This is a genomic window from Paenibacillus sp. O199 (assembly GCF_001636635.1).
Taxonomy (GTDB): domain Bacteria; phylum Bacillota; class Bacilli; order Paenibacillales; family Paenibacillaceae; genus Paenibacillus; species Paenibacillus marchantiae.
In genome coordinates this window covers 245,254-266,977 of record NZ_LGRP01000005.1, presented here as the reverse complement: position 1 = coordinate 266,977, position 21,724 = coordinate 245,254, and the positions used below count along the sequence as shown (strand labels likewise).

General features: G+C 46.2%; 21 protein-coding genes. All 21 read left to right on the top strand.

Annotation, left to right across the window (positions count from 1 at the left end; all coding sequences use genetic code 11):
- Position 1: 1 nt before the first annotated feature.
- A complete protein-coding gene (locus A6049_RS10290; protein ID WP_063564544.1) occupies positions 2 to 1,141 on the top strand; it encodes a baseplate J/gp47 family protein in 1,140 nt (379 codons plus the stop codon).
- Positions 1,134 to 1,394 (top strand): hypothetical protein, encoded by a 261-nt coding sequence (locus tag A6049_RS32940; RefSeq protein ID WP_145921916.1) that lies wholly within the window; start codon positions 1,134 to 1,136, stop codon positions 1,392 to 1,394. The genes A6049_RS10290 and A6049_RS32940 overlap by 8 nt, the downstream gene beginning before the upstream one ends.
- On the top strand, positions 1,354 to 1,944 hold the full coding sequence (locus A6049_RS10285; protein ID WP_063564543.1) for a YmfQ family protein: 591 nt from the start codon (positions 1,354 to 1,356) through the stop codon (positions 1,942 to 1,944). Before A6049_RS32940 ends, A6049_RS10285 begins: the two co-directional genes overlap by 41 nt.
- The gene (locus tag A6049_RS10280) at positions 1,944 to 3,446 is read left to right on the top strand and encodes a tail fiber protein (protein ID WP_063564542.1); all 1,503 of its coding nucleotides are present in this window, start codon (positions 1,944 to 1,946) and stop codon (positions 3,444 to 3,446) included. The genes A6049_RS10285 and A6049_RS10280 overlap by 1 nt, the downstream gene beginning before the upstream one ends.
- Positions 3,447 to 3,477: 31 nt before the next feature.
- A complete protein-coding gene (locus A6049_RS10275) occupies positions 3,478 to 3,903 on the top strand; it encodes a phage tail terminator family protein (protein WP_063564541.1) in 426 nt (141 codons plus the stop codon).
- 83 nt (positions 3,904 to 3,986) lie between these two features.
- Positions 3,987 to 4,226: a YqzN/YkzM domain-containing protein gene (locus A6049_RS10270; protein ID WP_063564540.1), complete on the top strand. Its 240-nt coding sequence runs from the start codon at positions 3,987 to 3,989 to the stop codon at positions 4,224 to 4,226.
- Positions 4,226 to 5,542 (top strand): phage tail sheath family protein, encoded by a 1,317-nt coding sequence (locus tag A6049_RS10265; protein WP_063564539.1) that lies wholly within the window; start codon positions 4,226 to 4,228, stop codon positions 5,540 to 5,542. Before A6049_RS10270 ends, A6049_RS10265 begins: the two co-directional genes overlap by 1 nt.
- 1 nt (position 5,543) lies before the next feature.
- Entirely contained in the window at positions 5,544 to 6,002 is a 459-nt protein-coding gene (locus A6049_RS10260) for a phage tail tube protein (RefSeq protein WP_063564538.1), read from the top strand.
- 172 nt (positions 6,003 to 6,174) lie between these two features.
- The gene (locus tag A6049_RS10255) at positions 6,175 to 6,597 is read left to right on the top strand and encodes a phage tail assembly chaperone (protein ID WP_063564537.1); all 423 of its coding nucleotides are present in this window, start codon (positions 6,175 to 6,177) and stop codon (positions 6,595 to 6,597) included.
- A gap of 201 nt (positions 6,598 to 6,798) precedes the next feature.
- Positions 6,799 to 8,892, top strand: a complete 2,094-nt coding sequence (locus A6049_RS10250; RefSeq protein ID WP_063564536.1) for a phage tail tape measure protein — start codon at positions 6,799 to 6,801, stop codon at positions 8,890 to 8,892.
- The gene (locus tag A6049_RS10245; protein WP_063564535.1) at positions 8,893 to 9,588 is read left to right on the top strand and encodes a LysM peptidoglycan-binding domain-containing protein; all 696 of its coding nucleotides are present in this window, start codon (positions 8,893 to 8,895) and stop codon (positions 9,586 to 9,588) included.
- Between the two features lie 13 nt (positions 9,589 to 9,601).
- Positions 9,602 to 10,612, top strand: coding sequence for an XkdQ/YqbQ family protein (locus A6049_RS10240; protein ID WP_063564534.1), 1,011 nt, complete (start codon positions 9,602 to 9,604; stop codon positions 10,610 to 10,612).
- Positions 10,613 to 10,618: 6 nt separating this feature from the next.
- The gene (locus tag A6049_RS10235) at positions 10,619 to 10,876 is read left to right on the top strand and encodes a DUF2577 family protein (protein WP_205412005.1); all 258 of its coding nucleotides are present in this window, start codon (positions 10,619 to 10,621) and stop codon (positions 10,874 to 10,876) included.
- On the top strand, positions 10,873 to 11,286 hold the full coding sequence (locus A6049_RS10230) for a DUF2634 domain-containing protein (protein WP_063564533.1): 414 nt from the start codon (positions 10,873 to 10,875) through the stop codon (positions 11,284 to 11,286). The genes A6049_RS10235 and A6049_RS10230 overlap by 4 nt, the downstream gene beginning before the upstream one ends.
- Positions 11,279 to 12,337, top strand: a complete 1,059-nt coding sequence (locus tag A6049_RS10225) for a baseplate J/gp47 family protein (RefSeq protein WP_063564532.1) — start codon at positions 11,279 to 11,281, stop codon at positions 12,335 to 12,337. The genes A6049_RS10230 and A6049_RS10225 overlap by 8 nt, the downstream gene beginning before the upstream one ends.
- Positions 12,334 to 12,879, top strand: a complete 546-nt coding sequence (locus A6049_RS10220; protein WP_063564531.1) for a putative phage tail protein — start codon at positions 12,334 to 12,336, stop codon at positions 12,877 to 12,879. Before A6049_RS10225 ends, A6049_RS10220 begins: the two co-directional genes overlap by 4 nt.
- Entirely contained in the window at positions 12,880 to 16,020 is a 3,141-nt protein-coding gene (locus tag A6049_RS10215; protein ID WP_063564530.1) for a pyocin knob domain-containing protein, read from the top strand. It begins immediately after the preceding gene.
- Positions 16,021 to 16,229: 209 nt separating this feature from the next.
- Positions 16,230 to 16,727 (top strand): phage holin family protein, encoded by a 498-nt coding sequence (locus tag A6049_RS10210; RefSeq protein WP_063564529.1) that lies wholly within the window; start codon positions 16,230 to 16,232, stop codon positions 16,725 to 16,727.
- Positions 16,728 to 17,024: 297 nt separating this feature from the next.
- A complete protein-coding gene (locus tag A6049_RS10205; protein WP_063564528.1) occupies positions 17,025 to 17,954 on the top strand; it encodes a glycoside hydrolase family 25 protein in 930 nt (309 codons plus the stop codon).
- Between the two features lie 818 nt (positions 17,955 to 18,772).
- Entirely contained in the window at positions 18,773 to 20,422 is a 1,650-nt protein-coding gene (locus A6049_RS10200; RefSeq protein WP_063564641.1) for an ABC transporter substrate-binding protein, read from the top strand.
- A 154-nt stretch (positions 20,423 to 20,576) separates the two neighbouring features.
- Positions 20,577 to 21,581, top strand: coding sequence for an ABC transporter permease (locus A6049_RS10195; protein WP_024632912.1), 1,005 nt, complete (start codon positions 20,577 to 20,579; stop codon positions 21,579 to 21,581).
- Positions 21,582 to 21,724: the final 143 nt, after the last annotated feature.

The following is a 21,724-nucleotide window of genomic DNA, read 5'->3' as shown; positions in this document are numbered from 1 at the left end:
GATGGCTGAGATTCCGCGTTATTTGGAGGACCAGACGGAGGAACAGATTATGCAGCGTATGCTGGATCGTCTGCCCGCGGATCTGGACAAGTCGGAAGGATCTTTTCTGTGGGATGCGGAGGCTCCGGTTGCGTTTATGCTGTCTGAGGCGGCTTTGTGGGCGCAGGAACTGCTGCGGCGCGGCTTTGCGAGCACTGCGGCGAGCAGTGATTCGAATTTTCGTTCGGAGGAGCTCGATCTGCGAGCGGGGGAGCATGGGCTTACGCGACGGGCTGCGGTGGCGGCACAAGGTACGGTTAGATTCGTGGGTAGGCCGGGCAAGGTGATTCCTGCGGGTACAGTTGTGGCTACTTTGGCGGATGAAATCTCCGGTGAAGCTTCGCTCGAATATGAAACGGTTGGTCGTGTGGAGTTGGGAGAAGATGGTCTGGGTAGTGTTGGCGTGCGAGCGCTCGTTGCCGGAAAAGAAAGCAATGTGCCTGCAGGCACCGTGACCGTGCTGTCTACACCCGTGAGTGGCGTTACCTCTGTAACTAACGTTGAGGTGATCAAAGGTGGTGCGGATATCGAGGCAGATATGGCGCTGCTGGAACGCTTTTATGCCAAAGTCCGCAACCAGGGAACCAGCGGTAACAAGGCGCAATATGTGCAATGGGCCAGTGAGGTGCCAGGTGTTGGTGCAACTCGTGTCATACCGCTATGGAAGGGGCCGGGCACGGTGGGACTGTACCTGCTGGATACGGACAAACGTGCCGCGGGAACCCATCTGGTGGCGGCTGTGCAGAAATACGTGGATCCAACGCAGGATGGACAGGGTGAAGGCGTTGCTCCTGCTGGTCCGGTGGTGACCGTGATGCCCGCAGAGGAAGTGCCGATGAACATCCAGGTGAAGCTGACGCTAGCGAGTGATGCGACGTTGGCAGATGTACGAGCGTTGATCGAACATGGGGTGACTGCGTATCTGAAACAGTTGGCTTTTTCCGATCCGCTTGTACGCTACACTCGAATTGCCGCGATCCTGCTCGACATTCCGCCGATTATCGACTATTCGGAGCTGACCGTAAACGGTGTGAGCGACCAGAATATCGAGATGACAGCGAGTCAGGTTGCGGTGCTGGGGACGGTGGATGTGCATGAGTAGCGCAGTGAAGATGGTGAAAGCGAAGTGCGGATGTGGAGGCAGCGGTAAGGTGGGACATCGGGAATATTCTGACTATACGGTATCTGGTTCAGCTGGAAATGAAGAAAGTGTCGGGCAAGAAGAGTGCTTGGGTCGTGTGGTACGCCGCTCGGTAACGCAGCTTTTGAGTGAAGCTGTTTACGTTGATGTGAAAGGAAAGGAGGATGCGGGTCATGAATGCACCTTCTGCTGTACATGTTGGACTGACGAGTGAGAAAGGGCGGGAGCTGTTCTCGTATTTGCCGAGCTATTATGAAACTTCCCGCGTGATGCAGGCCGATATGCAGTCCAAAGGAACCGAGATGGATCTGCTGTATCAGGCGCTGGATGAGACATTGGATCAGTTCTTTGTCCGTACGGCGACGTGGGGTCTGGATTTCTGGGAGCAGGAGCTTGGTATTGAGACGGATCGTCTCAAACCTGTGGAGCAGCGGCGTGCGGTGGTGGAGTCGAAGCTGCGCGGGGCAGGAAAGTTCTCGGGCAGGCAGGTTGCGAATGTGGCTGAGGCGTATGATGGGGGCAAGGTAGATGTGACATTTCAGCCGGAAACGTGGAGTTTTACGGTGAGCTTTGTGGATACGATGGGCAGCCCGCCCAATATCGATGATCTGAAGCGAGCAATTGAAGAACTGAAACCGGCCCATATGGCCGTGGAATATGAGTATCGCTATCTGATCTGGGACGATCTGGACAACAAACAGATGACCTGGGATGAACTGGACACCGCGTCCCTGACGTGGAATGAACTGGAGGTGTGGGCGTAATGCCAAAAGAAACAGATCGACTGAAATTACCTCTTCCCTTGGGGAACGAGAATGTGACCCGGGAGAGTATTAACGGGATTTTTGAAAAGATTGATGCAGGTGTGGCGACACGTGAATCCATCCTTATATCTGCGGAATCTGATCTTAATAGCTATATTACAGAAGGGGAATATTATTGCCCAACGAATGCCACAGTAGAAACTTTAGCTAATTCTCCAGTAGGAGTAGCCTTTCATTTGACGATAGAAAGACATGCTGGTGTGGTCCAAACTCTAACAACCTTTGAACCGAGTAACCTACAAGTTTTTCAAAGGAACTACTATGTCGGATGGGGTCCATGGAAAAAAGTACCTACAAGGGATGATATTGAAGAGGTAAAGGTATACACCGATCAGAAAGTCGGGGAAATCGTTATTGATGATGCATCCTTAACAGATAAGGGTATCGTCCAACTGTCCAACGCAGTTGATGGCACCCGTGAAGATTTGGCTGCTACGGAGAAGGCGGTTAGAGAGGCGAGGGTGGCGGCAGAGACGAATGCGGCAACAAATGCCAAGTCATATACGGATGGTCAAGTAAATCAAATCTCCAATTCGCTTAATCTATTTTCGGCAGCAGTACGTTCTATTGACAACATCTTTGTTTGTGCTTTCAATCGTTCCCTTATGGTAACTAACGGTTTGTCTTTTAAGATACAGTTTAATACGACGAATTCTTCAGTTAATCTGCCAACATATTTGCAGATTAACGATACTAACTATCAACTTAGGGTTGAACAATTTAAAAACTATACCCTACCAAATAATTTAATTGATACAAGTAAAATTTATGAGGTGAAATACAACTCCAACTTAGGAGTTTTTTTACTAATGGATTCGTTTAATGATGCGGATCTTCGTTCTTCAGAGATTACAATTATTGTAGGTAAAAGTGATGCTAATGCACAATTCACTACAATACAGTCAGCAGTTAACTATTTGAAGAAGTTTAATGCAGGCAGGCGTTCAATCAGAATAAAAAACACTTCTAACTCTGTTAATTTTACTGAGAATGTTATCGTTAGAGAATTTCATGGAGGCCCTCTTTTTTTTCTGTTCGATCCAGGGATTAAGTTAAACGGCTATTTTTCAATCGATGATTGTTCAGCTGAAGTATTTATTAATGGTAACTATGAAAAGCCCTTAGAGATTATTAATTCTAACGGTGGTGTTTCTGCACAAAATTGTTATAAATTAACATTATATTTTGTCAATAAGGTTAGTGCAGGGCTTAGCTTTTTATCTGCTACCGGGGTCCTATCAGTCTATGTGAGTTCTTGTGTTTGTTCAAATCAATATATTCCTTTTGAATTTAATCGAGGTTGTTTAGCATATTTAGAAAATGTATCAGGAACAGGAAATGAGAGGGTTGGAAGGGCGGAGGGAGCACTTATTACTATGAAGAACGTTACCCTTACTAACTCTACTTTTACTGTTTCTGGTGGAGCACAGGTGTTCAAGTAATATTGTGAAACCGATTTAAAGGAGGTGAACTATGACCACAACCCAACTAACCGCCGCCATCGTGATAACACTATCGCATCACCTCCCTAACATTCCGATTTATCCTGCCACAGGAGCCGATACTCAAGATAGCCAATGCCTAGCCTACCGCTTGCTGGCTGCTAAACTCATCCGTGAGCGGAGCGACCGGTTTGTGCAGTCTCTCATCTACGAGATTCGCTGGATGGACGGGAAGAACATTCCGGAAGACCTGCCGGACAGGCTCTTCGAAGCATTGGAAACGCTTGAAGTGGAGGGAGTGTTTTGTCGAGCGACGGAGCTACGATGGAAAGCGTGGGGAGAAACACCCAAACTGTGGGTGTATTACACGATGCGAACCACCAAAGTGCCGGAGCCCTCCAGTCCAATGCAACATCTGGAACAGCAACCAACTGTAATTAAAACGACACAGGTATGACTTTATTTCAGACGGATATACACAGTCCGCGGAGTGTCTGGTGTGAATATTCTTTATCTGAACACGTTTAAGGAGGACTTATCATGAAAGGAATAGGAGGCGCGCTCGCGATGTTCACCAAGAAAGAAACAGATCGAAAGAACCTTGAAGCAGAAGAGAAGCATAACGAAACAAAATACAGCAAAGCACAGTTCTCCGAATCCCAGCAACTCAGTCTGATCGAGAAAGATATTTTGGCAGCAGTTCTGCTGGAACAACAAACTTACACATTGGAAGAAGCACAGCAACACATCCAACAATTTATGAATGGGGAGGCACAATAATGGCTGGAGGAACATGGACGACACAAAACAAGGTACGCCCCGGCGTATATATGAATTTTGCATCAGAGGGCTCGTTGCCGGGTACGGTTGGTGAGCGAGGAACGGTGGCTTTGGCAATTCCATTGTCATGGGGACAAGCAGGCACGATCCTGACCGTACAAGTAGGTGAAGATGTACAAGCCAAATTGGGCTATGACTGGACAGCACCGCAAATGCTGCTGATCCGCGAGGCATTGAAACGGGCGCAGACATTGCTTCTTTACCGACTCAATGCAGGGACCAAAGCCAAGGCAACCTTGGACAAACTGACAGTGACAGCCCAACACGGCGGCGTACGTGGTAATGATCTGGCTGTTGTAATCTCCACCAATATCAATGAACCGGAACAATTGGATGTCTCCACTTTGCTAGCGGGTATAGAAGTAGACAAACAAACCGCGTCTACCATCGAAGCTCTGGAATCCAACGCATACGTTACATTTACTGGTGAAGGGGCACTCACAACTACTGCGTCACTTCCACTAACAGGTGGATTAGATGGCACAGCAACGAACCAGGAGCATTCCGATTTCCTGACGAAGCTGGAAGTACTGGATTTTAACACAGTCGGTCTGATTTCAGACGATGCCACACTCAAGTCAGTCTACACAGCCTACATCAAGCGCTTGCGTGATACCGAGGGCAAGAAGGTGCAACTGGTTCTGTCCGATTATCCGGCTGCAGATCATGAAGGCATTATCAGTGTGAAAAATGGTGTTGTGCTCGCAGACGGTACCGTTCTTACCCCGAAACAAACCGTAGCCTGGACTGCCGGTGCAACAGCGGGTGCTAACCTAAATGAATCCCTGACGTTCCGTGCGTATGATGATGCCGTGGATGTGAACGGACGATTGACACATAGCGAGACAGAAGCAGCATTGCGTAATGGTGAGTTTGTGTTTACGGCGAGCAGCAACCGTGCGATGGTAGAGCAGGATGTGAATACATTCCGTTCTATTACACCGGATAAGGCACGTCATTTTGCCAAAAACCGTGTTGTCCGTGTACTTGATGGTATCGCTAACGATATGAAACGGATTTTCGAGTCCTATTACATCGGCAAAGTGAACAACAACGAAGATGGGCGCAGCCTGTTCCGTTCCCAATGTGTTACCTACCTGAAGCAGCTTCAGGATATTGGGGCGATTCAAAATTTTGATTCCAAAACAGATATCACTGTTGCTCCCGGCAATGAAACCGACAGCATTCTGATCGAGATTCAGGTCCAACCTGTGGATTCCGTTGAAAAAGTATATATGAAAGTGAAGGTGGTTTAAGATGGCATTTTTGAAAGCAAGCGACACAATCTCCGGCCAGGAAGGCCGCGCATACGCAACGATTAACGGACAGACGGAAGAAATGTTCTATGTGAAGACACTCGAAGCAACCGTAGAGAAACAAAAAGCAGAGGTTAAAACGTTGGGTCGCCGCGGCGTACAGCACAAAGCAACCGGTTGGTCTGGCTCGGGTTCCATGACAATCTTTTATACCTCTTCCCGTTTCCGCGAGCTGATGCTCCAGTACATGCAGAATGGTGTGGACACGTACTTCGACATTGAAGTGACCAACGAAGATCCTTCCTCTACAATTGGCAAACAGACCGTGACCCTCAAAGGCGTCAATCTCGACAGTGTAATCATGGCATCTCTGGATACCGAGGCGGAGGCGTTGGAGGAAGAAGTAAGCTTTACCTTTGAAGATGTCGATATGCCTGTATCGTTCAATTTGCCGAAGTAATATAGCTTGGAAAGCAATAGTGATTTGAGATTTATAAAGAGTATAAATTAGCAGCGGATTTGTAAAAGAAACCTGTTCAACTTGCCTGTGTTACGGGCTATTTGTCGTGTCAAAATTCTGCTCTTCGCCGCTTATTGCGGCGGGGAGCCTAACTTTAGAGGAGGAACAATACATGAGTGGATTAAGTATGTTTTTTGCCCAAAATGCAGCAACGGATACAACGGAGAAGTTTATCGTATCCCCCCGATTTAAAGATGAGAAAGGTGAACCGGTTGCTTGGAAACTGCGCAGCATGACCGAGGACGAAAACCAGGAATGCCGCAAAGCGGCTACTCGGAAAATTAAGGGAAAGAACGGTGTCTACACACCCGACATCGATGCGAATGATTATATGGCTCGCCTGATGAGTGCAAGTGTAGTTTACCCCGATTTGAAAAACGCAGAACTCCAGCGGTCATATGGCGTGATGGGGGCGGAATCGCTTTTGCGGAAAATGCTGTTGCCTGGGGAATTTGCTTCGCTCGGTGAACAGGTTCAGAAGCTGAACGGCTTCAATCAGGACATGAACGAACTGGTGGATGACGTAAAAAACTGATTAAAGAGGGCGATTCAGAAGCCAATCTGGCTTATTACGCTCTCCATGAATTAAACATTTTGCCGCATGAGCTAATGGCATTCTCCATGCGAGAACGAGCCGCTATCTATGCTATGATCTCCATCCGGGTGGAGGAAGAGAAGAAAGAGCGGTCCAAGAGCCGCGCCCGGAAGAAGTAAAAAGGAAAGGAGGGAGAAATAGATGTCCGATACAAGTATCGATGTAATTAATCCTCCGTCCATTAATACCCTGATCAATAATCTAAATCTGGTTCAAGTAAGAACAACCGAGATCCTTAATAATTTCAACCAGATTAACCGGATTAATCTGAACCAATTCAACCAGACGAATATATCCAACCATTTTAATGAAGTAAATCAACAACTAAATGTAACGATTAATCTGATGGAAAAGTTGGAGGATACGGCTGATGATACAAGCAATGCTTTGGGTGATAATCTGAGCAAACTCTCCAAGTGGGTTCAAATGGTAAAGTCCGCTGGAAGTGTCGTGTTAAAAGCGGCTGCTGAACAAGAAGACTTCAAATATCGTTACATGGTTGCCGCAGAAGATCCGGGGCTCGGGGAAAGCATCTATAATAAGTATCGAGATCAAGCCTCCAAGAGCGGCCAAGACGTCAATAATTCGCTTAAGTCTTCTCTAGGCTTCTTACCGTTGGCACAGAATACAGGGCAGGTAGATCAGTTAAATGAAATGACTCAACGATTGAGTATGTTGTCACCGGATAATAAAAGTCTGACCGATGCATCCAAGGCTATTGTTAGTGCCATGAATGGAAAAAATACAGACTTGGCTAGTCAATTTAACATCCCGGAGAGTGCATTGACCGGGGCTGGATTAGGTGAATTTATTCAGACTAAAGATCTTGACGGTTTTATACAAGGTTTGCAGACGGTTCTTGAAATGCAAGGTTACACGCAAGAAGCCTTTGATACGATGCTGGATTCTCCATTGCAAAAATGGACCGCTCTCGTGAATCAGTTCAATGGAATACTAACTGAAATCGGGACAAGAGCTTTGGAAGTTTTATCTCCTGTGCTTGACCGATTAAACGAAGCAATAAGCTCAGGTCAGTTCAGTGCTTTCATTGAATGGATTGGTGGGGCGTTTGCAATCATCGCTCAGGTGGTGGCATTTATCGTGGATGGGTTCATCAATTTTGCTACAGTTGTGCAGGAAAATTGGGCTATCATCGGACCTATATTAACTGCCATTGCTTTAGTGCTACTAGCTAATATCATTATTACGCTCGGAGTTGTAATTGCTCAGGTTTATTCACTGGCAGCGGCATGGTTGGTAGCTAACTGGCCTATCTTGCTTGTAATTGGTGCCATTGCAGGACTCATCTTTATTTTGCAATTATGTGGCGTTACAGCTGGGGATATGGTGGGAGCGATTATAGGTTACTTTTATATGGTTTACGAGCATATGAAATCAATTTTTGCATCCATTCTGAATTATTTCATGTCTTGGGCCGAATTTGTCATTAATGTATTCAGGGATCCAGCCTATGCATTCCAAAAGTTGTTTGTTGATATGGGACTCATTGTACTCCAAATTCTGTTCAACATTACAAAGGGAATTGAGGATTTCGCAGGTGGTTTCAAAGATCAAATCAACTGGATGATCGGAGGTATAAATAAATTAATACCCTATCTTAATAAAATTTTCGGGACCAATTGGGGCGGTATTAAACTAGTGGATGATGCTAACATTCATTCAATGAGCGGTAAGATACAGGGTTTAATGAGTGACCTTGAAGCTAGTGTTCCTGAGAGCCAGAAGGACGTTGTTAGCCTGTGGAGAATGGACGCTTCTGCGGACTATAAGGATGCATTTGATATGGGATTTGACAAGGGGCACGATTTGATGGATACCACCAAAGACCTATTCCCCAACGGCTCTGATAAATTACCCGGAAATTTCGGTGGCTCTACTCCCAAAACACCTTCCATGCCATCGATGCCAACAGTACCCGCTCCCACGGTCGTTCCCAACAACAATATGAGTAACATCAACAAAATCAACAATATTGGGCAGGTGGACAAAATCGGAGACGTGGATGGCACAGTGGATGTAGCCAGTGAAGATCTGAAACTGATGCGTGAGCTTGCTGAGATGCAGGCGATTCAGCGATTTGTCAGTCTGACACCAACTGTTCAGGTCACGACCGGGGATATTAACAGCGGACATGATGTGGACAGCATTATCAGCAAAATCACCGATGGACTGAACAGTCAGATCGTCTCCAGCGCCCAGGGGGTGTACGGTTAGATGGAATATTATATTCAGCTTAGCTTCAATAACCGCTCCGAATACATGTTTTTCCCGGTGACACCAGAGAGCATTGAGTTTTCGGATTCGGGAGACGGTAGTACGTTTAACGTTAGCGCTTTGGGTGAGATTAACGTGATTAAGTCGCCGAAGCTGCGTGAAGTCAGTTTCAGCGGGATTTTTCCAGCAGACTACAGTCCGTATCATCTGAATTTTGATGCAAGTCATCCGGCAGTACAGAAGCAATTTTACCGTGATCCGTATGAATATGTGAAAAAGATTATCCGTTGGATGCAGACGGGCAGACCCGTCAGGCTGTTCTTTTCCAGTGCAAGGTACACCATTAATATGGCTGTTTCCATTGAGAGCTTTGACTGGAAGGAGACAGCGGGTACGGTGGGCGATATCCAGTATGATATCAAGCTGAAGCAGTTTATCTTTTATGCCGCCAAAAAAGTAGTGCCACTCAAGGACAGCAAGGATACGGCTGCTTCGAAAACAAAAACCAAAGCCTCCCGGTCCAATGAAAAAATCCAGCCCAAGACGGTCACACTCAAAGCCGGAGACTCTTTGTGGTCTGTAGCCAAAGCCCATCTGGGGGATGGATCTCGCTGGAAAGAGCTGCAGAAGCTAAATAACGTCAAAGATGCACAACTGAAGAAGTTACCGATCGGACTTGTGATCAAGCTTCCGTGAAAGGAGAGGGAATATGCAAGAGCAGATCAGGCTGGATGATAAGCTGGCCAACATGAAGGAACGGTTATTACTGGATGACAAGCAAGGCAACATCTGGGACATTAGCGAAATTGCCGGCGACATTACGTACAAAACCTCCCGTATCGGCAAACCTTCCTCTCTGGAATTCACGTTGATCAAGGGCAGTCTGTACCAAAATAAGAAATTCACATATGAGAATGGTTATGTCGTGAAATATATCAGCAACGAGTTAGGCATATTTTACGGATATATCTTTTCGGTGGATAGCGGCAAGGACGAAAGTGTCAAAATCAAAGCCTATGACCAGACACGTTATCTGACCGCGAATCAGACGTACAAATTCGTTAACGCAACGGCTACGGATGTGATCAAACGAATTGCTACCGACTTTCAGTTAAAGGTAGGCGAGCTGATCCAGCCGAAATATGTTATTCCGCGTATGTTATTTGATAACAAAAAGCTGATCGATATGATCTGTGAGGCGCTCGACCGAACGTTGATCTATGGCGGCAAAAACTACATCTTCTACGATGATTTCGGCAAGCTTGTGCTTCGGGATGTGGAAGAGATGCCTTACGGCTTTGTCATTGGGGATAACAGTCTGCTCACGGATTACAGCTATACAAGGTCTATTGACGACCAGACGTATAACAAGATCAAGCTGTACCGGGATAACAAGGATACGGGAAAAAGAGAAACGTTTGTACATCAGGATTCAGGCAGCATCCGTCAATGGGGGCTGCTTTTTTTGTACCAAAAAGCGGATGATGGCCTGAATGAAGGTCAGATCGATGCCATGCTGAAGACCCTGATGACCCTCCGTAACCGCGAGATGCAAACGTTGAAAGTGGATGCGCTTGGCGATTTCAAGGTGAGGGCGGGTAGTTTTGTCAACATCCAGATCGATGAACTCAAGATCAATCAATATTTTCTGGTAGACGAATGTACGCATAAGGTACAAGGCGGCGTGCACACGATGTCACTGGATTTGAAGGTGGTGTAACGATAAATGATGCTGGACGTGATTAAAAAGGCGGCAGTGGCCGCTGTAGATGCCAAGTCTCCCGTTCAGGTAATGTACGGAAGCGTGACAAACACACAACCTCTGGAGATCACCGTTGAACAACGGCTGGCATTGGCTGAGCCTTTTCTGGTACTGCCGGAATCCGTAGTGAACAAAGCTTGGACCGTGGGTGATCATGTCTTGTTGTTACGTGTTCAAGGCGGAGACAGCTTTGCCGTACTGGATCGGCTGGTGAATCCATGATTCCACAGGGTGCGCAGATTAGCGCAGAAGATCAGGAAGAAGCTGCTGTGCTTCCAAGTCTGACGTATGTGTTTCAAGCTTCGGGACAGCGGATTGGAAGGCTGCAACTGGATGGAAAAGATGCGGTAAAACAGGCGGTTTACAAAGCGTTGTCTACACGCCGCTACGAGCATCTAATCTATTCCTCGGATTACGGCATGGAATGGTCCTGGGAAGGAATGGCAGGGAGATCCATGGTTGAATCGGAACTGGAACGCTGGATTCGCGAAGCATTGCTTCCGGATGATCGCATTTCGGATGTAACCGAGTTCGATTTTGTCCACGAAGCTGATGGAGTGCGGGTGTCTTTTACCGTGGAAACAGATTTTGGCAGCTTCAGGGAAGAGACGGAGGTGAACATGGATGTATGAAGAGCAGACGTATGAAGTTATTTTAAACCGAATGCTGGATAGGGTACCAGATGGTGTGGATAAACGTGAAGGCAGCATTATCTATGATGCGCTTGCGCCAGCGGCTGTGGAAATGGCCCAGATGTATATCGAGCTGGATGTGAACGCCAATCTGAAGTTTGCAGATACAGCTTCTGGAGAGTATCTGGATCGGGCGGTGGCCTGGTCAGGCATCACTCGTAAAGGGGCAACTCGGGCACGCTGGCTCGGTAGCTTCCGAGATAACGGAGGTAAAGCCGTGGAGGTTCCTTTGGAGAGTCGTTTTTCCACAGGAGATCGGGTGTACCTGACTGTGGAACGAATAGCGGCGGGTCAATATACGTTGGAGAGTGAAGTCGCGGGAGCTTTAGGCAATGAATATTCAGGGGCGCTACTGCCTATCGATTATATTGCCGGCCTGACCACAGCTGAATTGACACAGTTGCTGGTTCCTGGAGAAGACGAGGAAACGGACCAAGCCTTATATGACCGCTATCAGGACAAAGTTTCCCGACCGATTACGAGTGCCAACAAATATCAGTATGAGCTATGGGCACGGGAAAACTCCGGTGTTGGCAAAGCAAAGGCTTTTCCACTGTGGGATGGTCTAGGTACAGTCAAAGTGGCATTGCTGAATAATGAAATGCAAACACCTGCTGAGGCGGTCATTGAGGCGGTGCAGGAATATATCGATCCAACCCAGGATGGAATGGGAGAAGGAGCAGCTCCAATCGGACCTGTGGTCACGGTGGTGGGGGCGGAAGAAATACCCATCGATGTGGGGGTACAGGTTACGCTTGCTTCTGGTTCAACGTACGAGGGCGTGAAGACACTGATTGAAACGGGGGTTACAGCGTACCTGAAAGAATTGGCTTTTGCCGATCCGTTGGTTCGTTGGACACGTATTGCCAATGTCATTCTGGATATTCCGCCCGTGATTGATTATAGCGATCTGCTGGTGAATGGTGGTATGTCCAATCTGGAGATCGCCCCCGGCGCAGTAGCTGTTCTTGGGACGGTGAAGGTGACATGAGCAAAGCAGAGGTATTAATGACTCTGTTGCCCCCGTTGTATGAGAATGTGCTGGAGATGCAGCTCCTTACAAAGACCGAAGGTGTTGAGCTGGACAAGCTTACGGTGAGTTTTGAAAGTGTGCTGGATCAATTCTACCCGGAGTCTGCGACCTGGGCACTGGAGCGGTATGAGCGGGATTTGCAAATCCCGACAAATCAAGCAAAACCGGACGACCAGCGTAGATCCGTGATCATTTCCAAAATGCGTGGCAGTGGCAAAGTCTCAGGCTCCATGCTCAAAAACGTGGCGCAGGCCTACGAAAGTGGCGGGATTGATGTATCCGTTTCGCCCGAGGAGTACTTGATCCGAATCCGTTTCATCGACACATGGGGCTTGCCGCCCAATCTGGACGATCTGAAGGCAGCAATTGAGGATATTAAACCAGCACATATGACCGTGGAGTACCGTCTGCGGTATTTAACGATTACGGAAGTTGAAAGCATGACGCTGGATGAGATTGAACAGACCCGGCAGGATAAATTTGCAGGAGGTGGGGCTTAAATGAATGAACCAAAAACACCGAATCTTGGATTGAATAAGATTGACCGTTCTTCGCCATCGACAACCTATTTTGATCTGGATAAGTATTTGGATCAGAACTGGGAGAAAGTTGATGAGGGTGTGGGGAAAGTCGAAGAAAAGGCTGAGGACACCGCGGCACAGGTGAGTAGTATTCAAGAGCGGTTGGATACGGAGAAGCGCAAGTCCGTGACGTTGGAGCCGGGATTGCAAGTTGTTCATTCTGAACGTGCCTCGGCGTTTAAGTTGGATGGGTTGAAGGGCCGAACGCTGGTGAATTTGTTGGGGCGTGATGGTGGTTTCTACAATTTAAACCACTGGTCTTATTGGTCAGCGTCACCGCCCAACGTGAACAATAACAAGGTAACGGTTATAGGTACAGGTTCAAATTTGAACCCACAAATCACCTATACTAACTTAGGACTTGCCCCCAAAGTGGGCGAGAAACTCTTTTTGCGTGCAAAAGCCATACCTAAAAATTTGTGCTCAGCAGTCCGGTTATATTTGTATAGCTCTGGAGAAAAAATTATCTTTAATGCTATGACTGCAGTGAATCCAGCAGTAGGAGAAAAACTCGATTTGTACGGGATTATTACTGTTACGCAGCAAATCGTGGACAATTGGTCATCCATTGGATTCATTTTGGTAACCGAATACTCGACGACAACAAATGCCACTAATGCAGTGACCGAATATGCCCAAGCCGCTATGTACAAGATCTCAATTGTTGATCAGTCGTTGACACCACAGCAGGTAGCTGCTAAATACCCATATGTCGAAAGCGTTCAGCCTGTACGAAATCCATATGTGATTCGCTACGGAGAGTATTTATTGCCGCCATTCTATGAATGGGAGCACACAGGACACACTTTTCTAGAAACGTCTCCATATACGGCTACTGGTGAGTTAGTATCTGGTTCTATTGGAACTGATGCGTATGCCGTGACTTACTTAAGTGTATTAGCAAATCAAGATTACACGATTAGTAACCCGGCAGCAAGTACAGGCAAAATTCGAGTGAGTGTATACGATTCATATACAAGATTACAAGGTATGTTCATTAATCCGGGAGAGACTAAAACCATTAAAACGGTCTCAAGGGCCGTAAGAATGGGTGTAAATCTTAGTGGTGTTACGCAGTATACAGAAGAGTTTGATGTGAATAAATGGACATGGTCTACGGGGAATAAAGCGAGTTTTGCATATCCAATTATGACTCTTGGTAAGGAGGTGAAACCGTTAAAAACATGTGAAGATTCTATGCTTGCACTTCAAACGGAGTTATATTCAGACCCGGTGACAGGTTTGAATGCTGACGAAGTGTTTGAAAAGAATGGCCAATATTACAAGATGACCAAGTGGCGCAAGATAATTTTGGATGAAAGTCTTCGTTACCGATCAATAGCATCATCGTCGGGTTACAAAGTAGTTGGTTGTACTCTATCAGAACCAGTAGCAGCTTTTAACAGCTTGGTTGTTACGAAGTACAATGGTAATGTGCTTACTAAAAACGGAAATATGTCTGAATCTGATAACGCCTACTTCAGAATTGCAGATTTATCAGACTTCAATGTATCTATTGCTAGTGCAGATAGTGGATGGGGAGATTCATATACGCCGACAGCAGATGAGATTAAGGCATATTTTATGGGATGGCGTATGTATAACGGCGAATCAGCGTTCTACAACGGGGCAGGCACGAAATATTGGCATAAATTGTCTGACGGAACTTCGACTCCAGGTGTGGGCACAACTACTTTACCGACTACAAAAGCACCAGATTTGACTCCATATCAACTCGTATATCAGCTTGCAGTACCAACTATCGATCCGATCACGTCAGAGGGTCAATTAACGTTTTTTGAGGGAGATAATCAGGTTGAAGTAGGTTCAGGAATGATAATTAGAGAGAGTGTTAAACCAGTATATACTTCAGATGTGCATAAATCATATAACATTAATAACTATAATTTGTCAGCTAAATTAAATAGTAGGGTAAAAAAAATACTGTCCGTTTATAAAAATGATGTCAGAGATTACTGGGATATCCTACGCTTTAATCCGGAGTCAGAAGTTTTTGGGTTAGAGTTAGCTTCCTTGCCAGCCTCTCAATATGATCCATCGGCTTATTATACTGTAACATATCAGGTTCAGGATCAATTTTCACCAATATGGATTAACGGAACGATAGGAGTAAGTGAGAAATCTATTATAGAACAATTTATAAACGATTCTTCCAATATTTCAAGGCAGCTATCTGTAGTGGAAAGTAAAAATAACGAAATGGAATTACAGAAATATGCTGATAAAAACTATCTCAGAAAATCATCAGGTATTAGTGAAAATCAAGACTTAAATGGCTTTGTAGCTGAAGGAGAATATTATTGCCAATTTAATACGACAGCGGAAACTCTAAAAAATTGTCCTGTTGGAGTAGCTTTCAGTCTTAAGGTGAGTAAAAATGGAACGCAAAATAAAGAGTCCATCCTAGGAGTAACACAAACTTTAATAACATTTCTTCCAGTAGGATTTACGACATGGCAGCGAAATCTTTATGACATATGGGGCGTATGGGTACAAGTTCCATCCAGAGAAGAGTTTGAAAGTTTAAAGTCCTCTGTCAGTGATGGGAAATCGGCTATCGCTGCCGCCATTACTGGCAAAGGTATAGTGGCATCAGGCAGCGATACACATTTAGAATTTGCGAGAAAGATCAATCAAATTAATGTCGGGCCGAAATATGCAACTGGAACGATTCAATCAGCGGCTACTTCAATGTATTTTATGACATATAACGGCAGCTACGCCTTTAACTATTTATCAGTATCCAATCTTGATTTCAGGCCAAACAAAATTATTATCCGCCGAACTGTACAAGCAAGTGGTGAGGATCTGAATGTTTACGATTATTACACTCGTGCTGCAGCAGAGAATTCGACAGGTTCAAACTACAACTACTATACATTTTCGAATGGTCAGGGAAGATCAGCATACATCGTGAATGTCTATGAATATTCAGGGCTTGGAATTCCATCTTCGAATGCTTTCGTAAACAGTAGTGGCTTTCGTGTTCCTGTTCTAAATTCAAATACGTCTTACACATGGGAAGCATTCAGGGTTTAGAAGTCGAAGTAAAGGACATTAGAACAAAAACTTACTAATAAAGTAAAAGATGGATTATCTGTTTATTCAGTTGCCTGATAACAGATAAATTTACTTAGTTTATCTTTTTACATGGGGAAGTGAAGAGTTTGCGAACAAATAGTTAAGGTAATTCTTCTCCTTACCAACTAAAACAAGTTAACAATTTTTTAGACCAAGGAGGTGAAAACATGGAACGATGGGATACCCTATGGAAATGGGGAATTGCACTCATGAGCAGCTCAGTAACCTACTTCTTCGGAGGCTGGTCAGGCGTACTCGGCGTATTGCTCGTATTCGTCATCCTCGACTACCTAACAGGTATCGCGGCGGCGGGGATGACTGGCAAGCTGGAGAGTAATGTGGGGATGTTCGGCATCGCTCGAAAGGTATTTATATTTGCAATGGTATCGGTGGCACATCTGGTGGACGGTGTTCTGGGAGACGGACATTTGTTCAGGGATGCGGTCGCCTTTTTTTATATCGCAAATGAGTTGTTGTCCATTATTGAAAACGGGGGCAGGCTGGGCGCACCAATTCCACCTGTGATCCGGCAGGCTATTGAGGTGCTCAAGGGCAAGGGAGGAGACGGGGGGATTTCCGGTAACTATACTCCTGATTCCAGAGAATCTTATGTACAGTCAGATCATGAGGACGCTGATCAACAGACCAGAGATGGAACGAAGTAGCTCCACCACAGCAACTAAATAGATTGAACTTAAACATTCCACACAATAACGGAGAGGACAGAAAAAAACCTGAAAAAGCGAAGCGGTCGCCTTTATCCCCGGATTTTCCCCTTTATAAAGGGAATCAAACAATCCGGGGATAACAGCGATTGGAAGGTTATTCTGTCATCGGAGTATCCGTGTGAACAAGGCTTAGTTCATTTCAAACACATCAGGGACACGCACACAAGCAACCCCTGACCACCAAGCATTAACTATATACAAACGGCAATTTGCCGCATAAAGGGTGTGAGAAACATGCAAACGAGAAGTTCGGGCAACACGCAGGGCATTGACGTCTCCCGTTATCAGGGCACGATTGACTGGGCCAAAGTGAAGGCAAGCGGTATGACATTTGTGTTCATCAAGGCCACCGAAGGGCAGACGTATACAGATCCGAATTTCCAAACCAATGTGACTGGCGCACTGGCGGCGGGCATGCTGGTAGGGACGTACCATTTTTTTCGCGCAACGACTACCGACGGTGCCAAGGCTGAAGCGGCAAATTATGCCAATACACTTAACAAAGTTGGAGGGGCCAAGGCGCTACAATTACCTCCTGTGATGGACTACGAGAACAATCCGGGTAACCTGAGCAAAGCTCAGATCAATACGGTCGCCAAGGCTTTTTTAACGGAATTGCAACGTCTCACGGGTGTGAAACCGATCATATACACGGGCAATTCATTTGCCGGCAATTTTGAACCTTCAATGAGCTCATACGATCTATGGATTGCGCGTTACAGCAACACACGTGTACCAGATGACCAGCCTGCCTGGAAATGTTGGACATTCTGGCAGTATACGGACTCGGGCAAGGTGAACGGGATCAGCGGCAACGTGGATATGAACGAGTTCCAAGGATCGGCAGCGGAATTGAGAGCAAGATATGCAACAGCAACACCAAAGCCACCCAAACCAACCAATCCCACGAATCCAGCCGAACCACCGAAAGGGGGCGAACCGATGACAGCCGAAGAGAAAGCAGCGTTTGATGCGCTCAAATCCCAGGTCGATAAACTGCAGGCGCGCCAGCAGATGGAAGTTCCAGTCTGGGCGAAAGCGGCCGTTGACGCAGCACTGGCATATGACACCAAGAATCCGTTGTTCAGCATCGATAGTGGGGCGAGTTATGATTTTTACCGTTTTATCACGGTCATGTACCGCAGAGGTTTATTCAAAAAATAAGCTGACCTAACATAAAAATATAAGTTGGACCTGGTTTTAAAAGAGGGAACACAACAAGGGACACACGACACTTTTTGTCGAATAGTGTTCCTTTTTTGTGTTTTATGTAAATGATATTGACATATATAATAAAGTTGAAGACTTATGTCCGTAAATCTCTTGTCTAATTGATGAATGTGATGTAAAGTAAGTTACATGAAATCGTTTTTCACCACTGTTTATTTACACAAACCTCCTCATCATGACAAGACTTTAACATGAAAAGTTATTGTAATGTCTCCCTGTTGTAAAATCCAACATCTCTAGATCAATCTCGCAACGTTTTGAAACAATTCAATCCAACCCAACCTGTTTGAGAAACCACTAAAATGTTTTGTTTACCAACTTTCTGTTTCAGCTACTTACCACCATTAAATTTTTGCCTATTACACTTTAGCCATGACGTTTAACTCCAAGCCAAACCCTAAGCCAAACTCCACCCCAGACATTTACTCTCAAAATCAGCCTTGTCGGCCGCCACACAGTCTGTACCATTCTACAGTTGCTTATTGACCTAAGTTCAATTATTACGCAACAACCACAGGCATTTACAACTCGTCACATCATCCGAAAAAACTTACAAAATGTGTACGGTTACATCCCGTTTTGCATTTCATATATACGCTTTTACTTATCCAGATTTACATGACAGGTATCAAAGGCATCTAAAGCCTTTCATATGATACAAAGCACCAAACCGATCGATTGTAATCATTGGAGTTTTTTCAAGCCAGTATCACACACATTATGAGACAGGGAAGGGTGTTGTACGTATGCGAATGAGAAAAAAGTGGTTATCCGGGGTCATGGCAATGGCCATGAGCACAGTGTTGATTCTGTCAGGCTGCTCCAGCAATGAGGGGGCTGGGAATTCACCTGCTCCGGCCGAAGGCAGCGAACCTCCAGCGGAAGTGACCGAGGCTCAGGATACGATGATCATGGGCCGCGGTGGGGATTCGGTGGCATTGGACCCTGCAATTGTAACAGACGGAGAGTCGCTGAAGATTGGACATCAGGTATTCGACTCATTGCTGGACTACAAAGAAGGTGGAACCGAGGTTGTTCCTGGACTGGCTGAGAGTTGGGAGATTTCGGCGGATGGACTCAAGTATGACTTCAAGCTGAAGTCCGGCGTGAAATTCCACGATGGTACCGACTTCAACGCAGACGCTGTGGTGTTCAACTTCAACCGATGGAGTGATCCGGCCAGTGAATATAAATTCGAGGGAGATTCCTTCGACTATTATGACTCTATGTTTGGTCCGGAAGACGGACGTGTGATCAAGGAAGTAAAGGCGATTGACGAGACAACGGTCGAGTTCACACTGAACCAGCCACAAGCGCCATTCCTGCAAAACATTGCGATGACGCCATTTGGCATTGCAAGTCCAACCGCGATACAGGAGAAAAAGGAAAATTTCAAGAGCGAGCCAGTAGGCACAGGCCCATTTGTATTCAAAGAGTGGAAGCGGAACGACTCCATCACCCTGGAGAAGAATCCGAATTATTGGAAAGAGGGACTGCCGAAGCTGAACAAAGTGATCGTGCGTTCGATTCCGGATAATACGGCTCGCTTCAATGCGCTGCAAAACGGAGAGATTGATATCATGGAGGATCTGAACCCGGACGATCTGTCCATCCTTGAGGGAAATAGTGAGCTGCAAAAAATCGAGCGTCCACCATTTAACGTGTCATACATTGGCTTCAACTTTAAGAAAAAACCGTTTGATAACGTGAAAGTAAGACAAGCCCTCAACCATGCGGTAAACAAACAGGGCATTATTGATGCTTTTTTTGCGGGACAAGCGCAGCCAGCGGTGAACCCGATGCCGCCAACGCTGTGGGGGTATAACGACAGTATAGAGGACTATGCTTACGATCTGGAAAAAGCAAAAGCGTTGCTTGCCGAAGCTGGCTACCCTGACGGATTGCCTGACCCGGTAACATTCTATGCTATGCCAGTATCCCGACCGTATATGCCTGATGGCAAGAAGGTGGCCGAAGCGATTCAGGCAGATTTTGAGAAAATCGGAGTGACCGTCAACATTGAATCACCAGAGTGGGCAACGTATCTGGATGATGCCAAAGCCGGGGAGAAAGACGATATTTACATGCTTGGCTGGACCGGTGATAACGGTGACCCGGATAACTTCCTGTACACGCTGCTCGATAAGGATGCAATCCCGGGTAACAACCGCAGCTTCTACGTAAACGAAGAATTGCATACGTTGCTAACGAGTGCGCAGAAAGAAACGGATCAGGACAAACGTGCGGAACTGTACAAGCAAGCGCAAGTGATTATTAAGGAAGATGCTCCATGGATTCCACTTGTGCACACCACTCCTATTTTGGCTGGTAAAGCGAACCTGAAAGATTTCGTACCGTCCCCATTGGGCACGGAATCCTATGCCAATGCCTACTTTGAATAACTTATATATGAGATGAACTTAGTTTAAATAGGAACCATTAGTTCAAAGCGCTGGCGTATACGCAATGCTTGGCAGAACCCACATCAGGATGTAACGATCTAAAGCATGCATGTCTGCCAGCGCTTTTTATACGTTAAAGGCAGGTGAATGAGGAGTGAACAGTTACATCGTCAAACGTGTACTCGTGTTACTGCCCGTGCTGCTGGGCATGACCCTGATCGTCTTTTCCATTATCCACGCCATTCCAGGTGATCCGGCCGAGACCATACTCGGGCAAAAGGCAACCGAACAATCCAAGCAAGCTCTGCGTGACCAGCTCGGACTGGACAAACCCTGGTTTCAACAATATTTTGCTTATCTGGGTGATCTGTTTAAGGGAGATCTGGGCACATCCATCCGCACTAAGGTTCCCATTGCCCAGGAAATTGTGCCCTATCTGACAGCGACCCTTGAATTAACGATGGCGAGTATGCTGTTTGCGATCATTATTGGCGTGAATGCAGGGATCGTTAGTGCGTGGAAACATAACTCGTGGTTCGATTACTGCTGCATGGTCATTGCATTGGTTGGTGTATCGATGCCGATCTTTTGGCTTGGGCTGATGGAACAATGGCTATTTGCGAACAAACTGCACTGGCTGCCATCCATCGGCAGAATGAATGCGCGTGATCCCATTGAAGCCATTACGGGCTTGTATGTTCTGGATACGATGATTGCCGGACGTTGGGATCAGCTGTGGACGGTTACGAAACATTTGCTGCTGCCAAGTATCGCGCTTGGAACAATTCCGATGGCCGTTATTGCACGGATGACGCGTTCCAGCATGCTCGAAGTAATGAGTTCGGATTATATCCGAACCGCGAAGGCTAAGGGACTCGGCCCGTTTTTCGTTGTATATGGACATGCGTTGAAAAATGCGTTTATTCCCGTGCTCACCGTCATCGGCATACAGACCGGATCTTTGCTGGGGGGAGCCGTACTGACGGAAACGATCTTTGCTTGGCCCGGTGTAGGTCGCTATATATATGAAGCAATTAGTTCGCGGGACTATCCGGTGATCCAGAGTGGCATTCTGATCGTGGCATTTTTCTTCGTAGTGATCAACCTGATTGTGGACTTGCTGTACGCCGTATTCGATCCGCGTATTAGTTATAAATAGGAAATTCATCATTTGGGTTGATGAATGGAACTTAATATAAGATCTTTAAAAAATTTCACGACACGAAGAGTGCAGAACCAATCTGTAGAAGCGAAGTGTTCGCATTTATCACCGGATTTTCACCTTTAAATAGGTGGATCAAT